Source organism: Pseudomonas lundensis (genome assembly GCF_002269125.1).
GTDB lineage: Bacteria > Pseudomonadota > Gammaproteobacteria > Pseudomonadales > Pseudomonadaceae > Aquipseudomonas > Aquipseudomonas lundensis_A.
Genome location: NZ_NQKI01000014.1, coordinates 1 through 12,342, shown reverse-complemented (window position 1 = coordinate 12,342; position 12,342 = coordinate 1). Strand labels below are relative to the sequence as shown.

Below are 12,342 nucleotides of genomic sequence, written 5' to 3'. Positions count from 1 at the left end.
CGCTAGGACTAATCCTCAGCGAGGCACTTTAAGCATCGCTGCACTAGAGTGTTGTAACCCTTTTTTATTTTGTGTTTGGAGCATCAGTACATGCAGTTGGGAATTATTGGATTGGGCCGTATGGGCGGTAATATCGCACGGCGTCTGATGCTCAATGGGCATACCACCGTGGTTTTTGACCGCAATACCGATTTCGTCAGCGCGCTGGAAAAGGACGGTGCAACCGGTGTTGCCGACCTGCAGGCGCTGGTCGACGGCCTGTCCAAGCCACGTGCAGTGTGGGTGATGCTGCCCTCCGGTGCACCCACCGAAGACACCATCGAGACCCTGAGCCAACTGCTTGACGCCGATGACATCATCATCGACGGTGGCAACACGTTCTATAAAGACGACATCCGCCGTGCCGCATCGCTGGCCGCCAAAGGCATCCGTTACGTGGATGTCGGCACATCCGGCGGTGTATGGGGCCTGGAGCGCGGTTACTGCATGATGATCGGCGGTGACACTGAGGTGGTTAAGCACCTCGACCCGCTGTTCGCTACGTTGGCGCCGGGCATGGGGGATATCCCGCGGACCAAGGACCGTGTCTCTGACGATGACCGTGCCGAACGTGGCTACATCCATGCGGGCCCTGCCGGTTCGGGGCACTTCGTGAAAATGGTCCACAACGGTATCGAGTATGGCCTGATGCAGGCTTATGCCGAAGGCTTCAATGTGATGAAAATGAAGGCTTCCGAAAACTTGCCGGAAGATCAGCGCTTTGACCTGAATCTGGCTGATATCGCTGAAGTCTGGCGCCGTGGCAGCGTGGTGTCGTCCTGGTTGCTGGACCTGACAGCCGATGCGCTGGCAACCGACGCGCCGCTGGACGGTTTCTCGGGCGCCGTGGCTGACAGTGGTGAAGGTCGCTGGACCATTGAAGCGGCCATGGAGCAATCGACGCCGGTTCCTGTGCTGTCGAGCGCTTTGTTTGCCCGTTACAGTTCCCGTCAACAAAGCCTGTACGGCGACAAGATGTTGTCGGCTATGCGCTTTGGTTTCGGTGGCCATGTGGAGACCCCTAAAAAATGACCGACCTGTCCAGCCAACCCGACGCCAAGCCAGCACCGCCCACCACGCTGTTTCTGTTTGGTGCGCACGGTGACTTGGTCAAGCGCTTGCTGATGCCTGCGCTGTACAACTTGAGTCGTGACGGTTTGCTGGACGATGGCCTGCGCATTGTGGGCGTAGACCACAATGCGATCAGTGATCAAGGCTTTGCCAAAAAACTGGAGGATTTCATCCGTACTGAAGCCTCCAGCAAAGTCGATCATCCTGATGGCCAAGGTTTGAATGCCGAGTTATGGGCCTCGCTGGCAAAAAACATCAGCTACGTGCAAGGCGATTTTCTCGACGACAGCACTTACGCAGCGCTGCAGCAGAAGATTGCTTCAAGCGGCACGGGCAATGCGGTGTTTTACCTGGCCACTGCGCCGCGCTTCTTCAGCGAAGTGGCGCAGCGTCTGGGGGCCAGCGGGTTACTCAAGGAAGCCCCGGATGCATTTCGCCGGGTCGTGATTGAAAAACCCTTTGGCTCGGATCTGGAAACAGCTCAGGCGTTGAACGCTTGCCTGCTACAGGTGATGAGCGAGAAGCAGATCTACCGGATTGACCACTACCTGGGCAAAGAGACTGTCCAGAATATTTTGGTCAGCCGTTTCTCCAATGGGCTGTTCGAAGCCTTTTGGAACAATCATTACATTGACCATGTGCAGATTACCGCGGCCGAAACCGTGGGGGTCGAGACACGTGGCAGTTTTTACGAACACACGGGTGCGTTGCGCGACATGTTGCCCAATCACCTGTTTCAGCTATTAGCCATGGTGGCCATGGAGCCACCCGCGGCGTTCGGCGCAGATGCGGTGCGGGGCGAAAAAGCCAAGGTGATCGGTGCGATTCGTCCGTGGTCAATTGAGGACGCGCGCAAAAACTCGGTTCGCGGGCAGTACACCCAAGGTGAGTCGGGTGGTAAGCCGGTGCCGGGTTACCGCGAAGAAAACAATGTAGCGCCCGACAGCACGACGGAAACTTACGTCGCCCTCAAAGTGATGATCGATAACTGGCGCTGGGTGGGCGTGCCGTTTTATCTGCGTACCGGCAAGCGGATGAGTGCCCGGGACACGGAAATTGCCATCTGCTTCAAACCTGCGCCCTATGCGCAGTTCCGTGACACTGAGGTTGAGCGCATGCAGCCCAACTATTTGCGGATTCAGATCCAGCCCAATGAAGGCATGTGGTTTGACTTGCAGGCCAAGCGGCCGGGGCCGGGCCTGAAAATGGCCAAGATCGAGTTGGGATTTGCCTACAAGGATTTCTTCAAGATCCAGCCTTCCTCGGGTTACGAAACGTTGATTTACGACTGTCTGACAGGCGATCAGACGCTGTTCCAGCGTGCTGACAATATCGAAAACGGCTGGCGAGGCGTGCAGCCTTTTCTGGACGCCTGGCGTGAGCACACTGAAGTCCAATCCTACAGGGCTGGCGAAGATGGCCCTGAAGCAGCTAAAGACCTGCTGGCCCGTGATGGCCGGGTGTGGCTGAACATAGGATGAGTGACGTGAAACACGATTCAATTGAATTGGTGCTGTGTGACATGGACGGTACGTTGCTGCGCCCGGACCATACCCTCAGCGAGGCAACCGTCAAGGCGGTCAGGCAGTTGCAGAAAACCGGGGTGTATTTCACGCTGGCCTCGGGACGCCCGCCTCGTGCGATGCTCGACCAGATCGCACAACTCGATATTAAATTGCCCACGGCTGCTTTCAATGGCGCGGTGTTGGTGGATGCTAATGGACGCTACCTGGAATCTCACCACTTACCAGTGGAAGCAGTGCGCCATAGTTTGAAGGTTTTGGCAGCGCACCCGGTTGATCTTTGGGTGTTCGCCGATGATGAATGGTATTTGCGCGACCCAAACGGGCCGATGGTGGCGCACGAGAAGAGCGCGCTCGGCTATGGGCATGTGTGGGTCGACAGCTTCGAACCTCATGTGCACCGCGTCGACAAAATCGTGGCTGCCAGTCACAACGTACAACTGCTGATTGATCTTGAGCATCGCCTGCAGCGCGAGTTGACAGGCAAGGCGTTGGCCAGCCGTTCTCAGGCGTTCTATCTCGATATCACTGCGCTCAAGGCGAACAAGGGCGAAGCGCTGAAAGCACTGGCGCAGCGGCTGAATGTGCCGTTGTCGCGGACCATGGCTATCGGTGACGGGGGCAATGACCCCGCTATGTTTGAAAGGGCCGGGCTTTCCATTGCCATGGGGCAAGCGGATGAATCCATCCGGCTGCAGGCCGACCACGTCACAGGCACCAACGTGCAAGACGGTGTGGCTCAGGCGCTAGAGCGGTTCATTCTTCAACACACGTAACGTGGAGCATGTCATTTTGTCCGGCGTTTGGCAGGATCGCGGCCTGCTAGCGAGGTTTGTGGCTTGTTATAGTCCTTGGCTTATTGTCCGGCAACGGCACTTAACAAAGGATTCAAGTGATGTCCAAGTACCAGGCGTTTGAGGTTGAGTTAGACGGTAATATCGCTCACGTGCGGATCAATCGACCGGACAAGGTCAACGCGATGAATGCCGCGTTCTGGACCGAAATCATCGACATTTTCCGCTGGATCGACGAAACCGATGCTATTCGGGCTGTGGTCATCAGTGGTGCCGGCAAGCATTTCTCGGCGGGTATCGATCTCATGTTGCTGGCTTCGGTTGCCAACGAAATGGGCAAGGACGTCGGGCGCAATGCGCGTCTGCTGCGTCGCAAAATTTTGCAGATGCAAGACTCCTTCAATGCCGTGGATCGTTGTCGCAAGCCTGTACTGGCGGCGGTTCAAGGTTACTGCCTGGGCGGTGCAATTGATCTGATTGCCGCGTGCGACATGCGCTATGCCGCCGAAGACGCGCAGTTTTCGATCAAGGAAATCGACATGGGGATGGCCGCCGACGTGGGTACTCTCCAGCGTTTGCCGCGCATCATCGGCGATGGCATGCTCCGCGAAATGGCCTACACCGGGCGTATGGTAAGTGCCGAAGAAGCACGTGCCATCGGACTTGTTAATCGTGTTTACCCCGACCACGAGGCGCTGCTTGCCGGGGTGATGGGCATCGCGCGTGAGATTGCTGGCAAGTCGCCTATTGCGATCGGAGGGACCAAGCAAATGATTGGTTACATGCGTGACCATCGGGTGGACGACGGGTTGGAATACGTCGCCACCTGGAACGCAGCCATGCTCCAATCCACTGATTTGCGGGTAGCCATGACGGCGCACATGTCCAAGAAAGCGCCGCAATTCCTCGACTGACGCCTGCGCGGCGTCAGCGTTTAACCCTGACAAGGACCTTGTATGACACCGCGTTGGACCACTGCAGTACTGGACAGCAACCTTCCGGGCGGCCTTGCCGTGGCGCGCAGCCCGGAAGGCTTTCTGGTTAACGATAATGGACCGCTGTTTTCGCGTGAGTGGCTTGGCTCACAACCGCTGCCGGTGATGGCCGAACACGGGATCGGTCATCTGGATGGCGAGCCGGTGTATGTGTTGGAGCTGGAACGTGCGGTGGAGGTGGAGGGCTGTCGCTGGCAAGGGTTGCGCGCCTTTATGCTGGAAGGCGATCACACGCTTTATAAGGTATTGGGCTATGCGGCCCAGATTGCTACGTGGGCTCGCGAGCATCGGTTCTGCGGGAGCTGCGGCCGGGCGACGACTCAAGTGCCCGGGGAGCGCGCGATGTACTGCGCACCCTGTGAGTTGCGCAGTTATCCCCGCATTTCGCCGAGCATGATCGTGCTGATTACACGGGGTGATGAGGTGTTGTTGGCACGCTCACCGCGCTTTGTCCCCGGTGTCTACAGCACCTTGGCGGGGTTTGCCGAGCCGGGGGAGTCGGCGGAGGAGTGCCTGATTCGCGAGGTGCGTGAAGAAGTGCAACTTGAGGTCAAAAACATCCAGTATGTGGGCAGCCAGTGTTGGCCGTTCCCGCACTCCATGATGCTGGGTTTTCACGCGGAGTATGCAGGCGGAGAGATCGTCCCGCAGGCCGATGAGATAGAAGATGCGCAGTGGTTCAACGTGCATCAACTGCCGCCGTTGCCGGCCTCGCGCTCAATCGCGCGCTACCTCATCGACCTGTATGTGGCGCGCCGTTCAGGCTTGGCCGAACCAGTGCTGCCAGGCTAGACGTACAGTCAGCCCCAGTACCACGGTGATGAATACCGGACGAATGAACTTGGCCCCGCCGCTGATCGCGCTGCGGGCGCCAAAGAAGGCGCCAACCATCACTGCAAGGCCCATGCTAAGGCCGATAATCCAGTCCACGTGCCCTGAAAAGATAAACACCGACAGGGCTGCAATATTGCTGACGAAATTCATGCTGCGGGCTACCCCGCTGGCTTTCACAAGATCAATCGGATAAAGCAGCATGCTGCTGACGGTCCAGAACGCCCCTGTGCCGGGCCCCGCAACACCGTCGTAGAATCCTAGGCTGAAACCCTGAGGCAACTGCCACTTCTTTTTGATTGGTGCATCGTTGTCGATCGGTGTTTTGGGCGTGCCGCCGAACAGCAGGTATAGGCCGCAAGCGAAGACAATCACTGGCAGCATTTTGTTGAGCCACTCGGCAGGCATGTAATGGGCGACGATGGCGCCGATCAGTGCGCCGACCAATGTGCCGAAAATCGCCAGTTTCCACTCGCGTGGGTGAAACAGTTTGCGCCGGTAAAAAGTGAAACTGGCCGTGGCGGCACCAAAGGTCGAACTGAGCTTATTGGTGCCCAGGACCAAATGCGGCGGCAACCCTGCGGTGAGCAATGCAGGCGTGGTGAGCAGGCCGCCACCGCCGGCGATGGCATCGATGAAACCGGCCACAAAGGCCACGGCTGCCAGAATGGCGAGGGTGGTCAAATCTACGCTGAGTTCAAAAGGCATGGTATCGACTTAATTCGGCGGGACGTACAGCGCAGTTGCGCGGGAAGGCCAACATCTTACCCATAACCCGACAGGGCGGCGACAGGCATGTCGACGATTTGCTATGTGCTGCTCAGGCAACAGGCATTCAATAACCGTGGCGTTTAAGGCATTGACCGTGTGCCTGATCCTCGTCGGGTTTCTGCATGTTCAGGAGGGAATCCAGTATTGGGTCTGCGCGTAAAACCTTGGCTGCGTAAGCCGCAAGCTGAACGGTGCTTGCTGGACGGCACGACCTGACATCTTTTGAAGCCGCTGCCCATTGCGGCTGCTGATGACTTAAAACGTGCTCGCGGTTTCAAGGCGACGGGTGTTGACGGTCAATGCTCCAAGCTTGATCAAGCGGGTACGGGTGACATTGCGGCTGAGCCCCAGCAGTTTTGCCGTGTGCACCTGATTGTGATGGCAGAAGTCATAGGCTGCGCGTAGCAGGGCGTCTTCGACGGTTTCGTGCAGCGCTTCGTTATGCTCTTCAAACAACTTGCGCAAGGCCCGTTGCAACAACTCTTTGGCAGAATCAGGCGGGGCGGCGGGGGCGGGTGATCTTCGCTTGCTGCGTGGTTGCGGCATGCGCAGGTCGTCCGCTGTCATGGTGGCCTGGCGGCTTAATAGCAGACTGTGATGCATAACGTTTTCCAATTCGCGGATATTGCCTGGCCATGGGTGGTCAGTCAGTGCGCTTTCTGCGCACGCGCTTAGGGAGGTCGGACCGTGGGCCAAGCGTTGGCGATACGTGTGCAGAAAGTGGCGTGCCAGCGGCAAGATGTCGCCCGGTCGCTCACGTAAGGGGCGCAGGCAGAGGCTGATGACGTTTAAGCGGTAGTAGAGGTCTTCGCGAAAATGCCCGGCTTCAATGGCGTGTTCCAGGTTGACGTTGGTGGCTGCGAGCACGCGCACGTTGATGGGCGTGCTCTTACGTGAGCCGAGGCGCACCACTTCTTGTTCTTGCAGTACCCGCAGTAACTTCACCTGTATGGGCAGAGGCAAATCGCCAATTTCGTCCAGAAATAGAGTTCCGCCATTGGCTTCCTCAAACCAGCCGGCCTTTGCACTGAGAGCGCCTGTGAAGGCTCCCTTTTCATGACCAAATAACTCGGCCTCAACCAGGGATTCTGAAAATGCACCGCAGTTCACCGCTATAAACGGTTGCTGGTGGCGCGTGCTGAGTTGATGTATGTGCCGTGCAACAAGCTCTTTGCCTGTACCGGTTTCACCCATGATCAGAACACTGGCATCGCTTGGGGCAATATGTTGCAAATGGACCAGCAAGGCTTTTGAGGACGGATCTTCGAACACCTGCGCAGTGGCCCGGATTGAGGTGGCCAGAGAGGGTGTGGGAGGTAATGTTAAAAGCTGCATCGACAACGCCTTCTATCGGGGGCTTTGCCCACAAAAGGTAAGCCGGAAACAGCTTTATAAGAGGCTTTACATATTCCGTAAACTAACCTAATTCCATATTTATATATCCTTATTGCATATAAGACTTGCGCAAGATGCGGGTTCTGGCGCTTTATAAAGGTCATTGCCGTGCAAAATTTGAATTTGGGAAACCTCCTACGATTTTTCTAATACGCGTCTCTTTTTTCGCAGGCTTCGATCGGGTACTTGTAAAGGCCCTCAAACCTGTTTGCCTTCAGCCTCTGTTATCAAGCAATGCCTGATGCCGGAACTCGATCAGTGGATGTTCACAATGGATAAGCGACCTCTTTATTTCGATTACGCAGCGACTACGCCCGCCGATCCTCGGGTCATTCAGGTAATGGTTGAATGCCTCGGTTTTGATGGCAACTTCGGGAATCCAGCTTCAGGTTCCCATGTATATGGCCGCCAGGCGCGAGCTGTGGTTGAGCAGGCGCGGGAACACGTCGCCCGGCTGGTCAGGGCCAAGGCATCACAGATTGTCTGGACATCCGGGGCTACAGAGTCCAACAACTTGGCACTCAAAGGTGCGGTATTGGGCAGTGGCTTGACGCGTGGGCACATAATTACCAGTCAAATCGAGCACAAGGCAGTATTGGACACAGCGTTGTTTTTGCAGCAGTCAGGTTTTGATGTGACCTGGCTGAAGCCTGACTCTAACGGGCTGATCAGTGCCCAGCAGGTCCGGGATGCGTTGCGCGAAGATACCCTGCTGGTTTCCTTGATGCTGGTGAACAACGAGCTGGGAACAGTCAATGATATTCAGTCCATCGGGCAACAGGTTCGGGAGCATGGGGCTCTGTTTCATGTGGATGCTGCACAAGGTGCAGGAAAGCTAGCGATTGACCTCAGCCGCTGGCCAGTGGATTTGATGTCCTTTTCAGGGCACAAGATTTACGGGCCAAAAGGGATTGGCGCTTTGTATGTTGGTCCCGGGGCGCAGGACCGGCTACAGGCGCAGATGCATGGTGGTGGTCATGAATTTGGCCTGCGCTCAGGCACGTTGGCCACTCATCAGATTGCCGGGATGGGGAAAGCGTTTGCGCTGGCAGACCAGCAGTTCAGTGAAGAGCTGGCTCATATCGCTCGGCTGCGCGAGCGTTTACTGAGTCAATTGGCCGGTATTGCAGGGTTGAGGTGTAACGGTTGTCAGACTCATCGTATTGCTCACACCCTGAGCCTCACATTTGTTGAAGGCAATTTTGACAGTACTGTGCTGGGGGCTGCCGTGGCGTATTCGTCAACCTCGGCGTGCAATTCAGCCAGTCATGCGCCGTCCCATGTACTGCTCGCTTTGGGATTAGATGCCAATGAGGCCGCGCGCACCATTCGCTTGAGTTTCGGACGCTTTACGTCAGATGAAGATGTCGATGCTCTGGCCAGGGCTATCCACGCTGCGACTCAGGTCGCCGCCCCGTTTTGGGCAGTTGCTCAACCTTAGTGGCTGATACATGATCGGGGCTTCATAACAATGACCATTGACCTGCAGGAGAGAGGATGAGTACTCAGTTGTTGAATCAGGGATCGGTTGTGCAGCGTCTGGCACGGGTCCGGTCAGTCATGAGCGAGCATGGAGTCCACGCGTTGCTGGTGCCTTCCGCCGATCCTCATCTATCGGAGTACTTGCCTGCGTATTGGCAAGGGCGGCAGTGGTTGTCGGGTTTTCAGGGGTCAGTCGGCACATTGATCGTGACGCCGACATTTGCAGGTTTGTGGGCCGATAGCCGCTATTGGGAGCAAGCAACCAAAGAGCTCGCAGGCAGCGGTATCGAGTTGGTTAAATTGATGCCCGGTCAACCGGGGCCGCTTGAGTGGCTTGCCGAGCAAACCCCCAAGGGGGAAACCGTCTCGGTCGATGGCTCAGTGCTTGCCTTGGCCCCTTCACGCACGCTGGAGAACAGGCTGAAAGAGCGCGGTGCGAACTTGCGTACCGATATCGATCTGTTAAATCTGGCTTGGGAGGATCGTCCCTCACTGCCTGTTCAGCCGTTGTATGAACATGTTGCACCTTGGGCGAGCGTAGGTCGGGTACAAAAGCTGGCTCAATTGCGTGAAACGCTGCAACAGCGTCATGCCGATGCGCACTTTATTGCGACCCTCGACGATATCGCCTGGCTTTTTAACCTTCGAGGGTCGGACGTTTCCTTTAATCCGGTCTTCCTGTCGTTCGCATTGATTGAGCAAAGACAAGCCTCCCTGTTTGTTGATCTGAACAAGGTGAGTCCAGAACTCCGGAGTACGTTGCAGCGTGAAGGCGTGACGCTACGTGACTATAGAGACATTGCAGCGGCGTTGGCTGCATTGCCTGAGTCAACGCGGTTATTGCTCGATCCCGCGCGGGTCACATGCGGGTTGATTGCCAATGTGCACAAGGGCGTTACGCTGGTTGAGGGGATAAACCCGACCACGCTGGCTAAAGCCCAAAAGAGTCCTGATGATGCAGTGCATATCCGCCAGGCAATGGAGCAGGATGGTGCAGCGCTGTGCGAATTCTTTGCGTGGCTGGAGTCGGCTTGGGGTCGCGAGCGTATTACCGAGTTGACCATTGATGAGCGACTGACGGCGGCGCGGGCTCGGCGTCCGGGATTTGTTTCGTTGAGCTTCAATACCATTGCAGCTTTTAACGCAAACGGTGCAATGCCTCACTATCACGCGACCCAGCAGGAACATGCTGTGATCGAGGGAGACGGGCTGCTGCTGATTGATTCTGGAGGGCAGTATTCAGGCGGCACAACCGATATCACGCGGATGGTTCCGGTGGGCCATGTCAGTGATGAGCAAAAACATGACTGTACCCGTGTGCTTAAAGGCGTGATCGCATTGTCCAGGGCCCATTTTCCGAAAGGTATTTTGTCGCCTTTACTGGATTCGATCGCGCGCGCACCCATTTGGGCGGACGGCGTCGACTACGGACACGGAACTGGGCATGGGGTTGGTTACTTTCTGAATGTACATGAAGGCCCGCAAGTGATCGCCTATCAGGCAGCTGCTGCTCCACATACCGCCATGCTGCCGGGCATGATTACATCCATCGAGCCGGGTACTTACAGGCCGGGCCGCTGGGGCGTGCGGATTGAAAACCTGGTCTTGAACAGGGAGGCGGGAGTATCTGAGTTTGGTACCTTCTTGAGGTTTGAAACGCTCACGATGTGCCCGATTGACACGCGTTGCCTTCACGCTGATTTGTTGACGTGCGAGGAGTTGAATTGGCTCAATGCTTATCACGCAGAGGTGCGTGAGCGCTTGTCGCCGTTGCTTGCAGGCGATGCTCTGAAATGGCTGAACGCGCGCACTGAGGCTGTGGCCAAACCGGTTTTATAACGAGAGTGGCCACGCAAACGATCAAAAAGTTGCGTGGCTGAATTGCCTGGCTGTTTTATTTACAGATGATGATCAAGCTGCGGCTGGTGTAGCCCGCTGGATTCAAGCCGAAGGGGTAATCACCGGGCTCTTCGGCAGAATCGCCTGACTTTGCGATGGTACGGAAACCTTTTTCGCCACAGGAGCGTGCTGCTTCGGCATAGCATTTGTCCCATGAAGACGACAAACCTGAGCAGTTGATATGCATGCCTCGCTTGCCATGTTTTACAGTGGTTTCTGAGGTTGCTGCACAGCCTGCTATTGCCAATGCTGCCAAACCTATCAAAAAGCGTTTCATTCCTGTCCTTAAGCGTTAGCGTCGGGTTGCGGATGTGGGTGCCGAACTGCCTTTGCCGTGGCTATTTATAGATCTCCCTGTCCAGAACCGCCCCAATTGACTCTCACGGTGATCAAACATCGCTTAAATGAAGGTCAATTACCAGCGGTTGTAGTGATTAGATTGTCATTCGGCTTTGGTCACAGGTTTTGTGTGGCCGCGCATGGTTAACGTTGCACCGACTGAGGCCATGATGATGCACAGAATGGCCATCCATTGGGCGAAAGACAGTATTTCGTTGAGAAAAAGCAGGCCTGACAGCGCGCCAAAAGCGGGTTCGATGCTCATCAGTGTGCCGAACGTACGGGTAGGCATGCGGGTAAGTGCCACCATTTCCAGGGTATAGGGTAATGCGGTCGACAGGATTGCCACGCCGATAGCGATAGGGATCAGGCTTGGAGTCAGTAAAGTTGCTCCTGCATGGACGATTCCAATCGGAGCAATGAAAAGCGCTGCAATCATCACGCCGAGTGCGGCAGTCTGCACGCCGTTGTCCGCTCCCGCTTTTTGACCGAACAAGATGTACAGTGCCCAGCAAACGCCAGCACCTAAGGCATAACCGGCGCCAATCAAGTCAATGCTGTGAGTGCTTTCGCCAACAGGAATCAGCAGTAGAAGGCCTGTGATAGCAAGTCCAATCCAGACGAAGTCGATCGCCCTGCGGGACGCGTAAATGGCGACGGCCAAGGGGCCTGTGAACTCGAGTGCCACTGCAATACCGAGAGGAACCGTTCGCAGTGACATATAGAAGAGGAAATTCATTCCGCCTAACGCTATCCCATAAACAATCACAGTCTTTAAGGACTTGGCTGTGAGTTTGGCCCTCCATGGGCGCAAAATGAGCAGCATGATAAAACTGGCAAAGATTAGACGCAGGGTCGTTGTACCCTGTGCGCCCACGATCGGAAACATGCTCTTGGCGAGTGAGGCGCCTGATTGAATAGACGCCATGGCTATCAGAAGTAAGCCAACGGGGAAAAGAACTGATGCAAGGCTTTGAGGCTGCTTGGTCATTTAAGGGTGGCCTAAGAGTGATAGACAGTCTGGTGATGAAAGGCATGATGCTCAAGTAATCAAGGTTGTGCAATATAGTGCGCATCAAGGTGCGGATTAGTTTTTGAACTTCTTGTGAATAAAGCAAACATAGCACTTGACTCAGAATTCCATCGGCCTATAATTCGCCCCACTTCCGGCGCAGTCGAAACGGAAAACTCCTTGAGATTCAA

General features: G+C 55.9%; 11 protein-coding genes. 7 read left to right on the top strand and 4 right to left on the bottom strand.

The features are described 5' to 3' along the window. Positions 1–90: 90 nt before the first annotated feature. From gnd to nudC, 5 genes are all read left to right on the top strand, one after another. Complete coding sequence (gene gnd, locus CJF39_RS10810; RefSeq protein WP_094993417.1) at positions 91–1,071, top strand: phosphogluconate dehydrogenase (NAD(+)-dependent, decarboxylating); 981 nt, start codon at positions 91–93, stop codon at positions 1,069–1,071. Then, the gene (gene zwf, locus CJF39_RS10805; RefSeq protein ID WP_094993416.1) at positions 1,068–2,591 is read left to right on the top strand and encodes a glucose-6-phosphate dehydrogenase; all 1,524 of its coding nucleotides are present in this window, start codon (positions 1,068–1,070) and stop codon (positions 2,589–2,591) included. The genes gnd and zwf overlap by 4 nt, the downstream gene beginning before the upstream one ends. After that, a complete protein-coding gene (locus CJF39_RS10800; protein WP_170942671.1) occupies positions 2,588–3,409 on the top strand; it encodes an HAD family hydrolase in 822 nt (273 codons plus the stop codon). The genes zwf and CJF39_RS10800 overlap by 4 nt, the downstream gene beginning before the upstream one ends. A gap of 119 nt (positions 3,410–3,528) precedes the next feature. Continuing rightward, positions 3,529–4,341 (top strand): crotonase/enoyl-CoA hydratase family protein, encoded by an 813-nt coding sequence (locus CJF39_RS10795; protein WP_094993415.1) that lies wholly within the window; start codon positions 3,529–3,531, stop codon positions 4,339–4,341. Between the two features lie 42 nt (positions 4,342–4,383). After that, positions 4,384–5,214: an NAD(+) diphosphatase gene (gene nudC / locus CJF39_RS10790; RefSeq protein WP_094993414.1), complete on the top strand. Its 831-nt coding sequence runs from the start codon at positions 4,384–4,386 to the stop codon at positions 5,212–5,214. Here nudC and CJF39_RS10785 read toward each other — a convergent pair. Next, positions 5,182–5,961: a TSUP family transporter gene (locus tag CJF39_RS10785; protein ID WP_094993413.1), complete on the bottom strand. Its 780-nt coding sequence runs from the start codon at positions 5,959–5,961 to the stop codon at positions 5,182–5,184. The two genes, nudC and CJF39_RS10785, sit on opposite strands and share 33 nt — an antisense overlap. Positions 5,962–6,279: 318 nt before the next feature. Beyond that, complete coding sequence (locus tag CJF39_RS10780) at positions 6,280–7,359, bottom strand: sigma-54 interaction domain-containing protein (protein WP_094993412.1); 1,080 nt, start codon at positions 7,357–7,359, stop codon at positions 6,280–6,282. 331 nt (positions 7,360–7,690) lie between these two features. Between CJF39_RS10780 and CJF39_RS10775 the strand changes: the two genes are divergently transcribed. Together CJF39_RS10775 and CJF39_RS10770 are read left to right on the top strand one after the other, a co-directional pair. Further along, the gene (locus CJF39_RS10775) at positions 7,691–8,860 is read left to right on the top strand and encodes a cysteine desulfurase family protein (RefSeq protein ID WP_094993500.1); all 1,170 of its coding nucleotides are present in this window, start codon (positions 7,691–7,693) and stop codon (positions 8,858–8,860) included. 56 nt (positions 8,861–8,916) lie between these two features. Then, the gene (locus CJF39_RS10770; protein ID WP_094993411.1) at positions 8,917–10,740 is read left to right on the top strand and encodes an aminopeptidase P family protein; all 1,824 of its coding nucleotides are present in this window, start codon (positions 8,917–8,919) and stop codon (positions 10,738–10,740) included. 55 nt (positions 10,741–10,795) lie between these two features. Here the strand turns inward: CJF39_RS10770 and CJF39_RS10765 are convergent, their stop codons facing one another. Together CJF39_RS10765 and rhtA are read right to left on the bottom strand one after the other, a co-directional pair. Further along, positions 10,796–11,077 (bottom strand): hypothetical protein, encoded by a 282-nt coding sequence (locus tag CJF39_RS10765; RefSeq protein ID WP_094993410.1) that lies wholly within the window; start codon positions 11,075–11,077, stop codon positions 10,796–10,798. Between the two features lie 165 nt (positions 11,078–11,242). Beyond that, entirely contained in the window at positions 11,243–12,130 is an 888-nt protein-coding gene (gene rhtA, locus CJF39_RS10760) for a threonine/homoserine exporter RhtA (RefSeq protein ID WP_094993409.1), read from the bottom strand. Between the last annotated feature and the right edge of the window lie 212 nt (positions 12,131–12,342).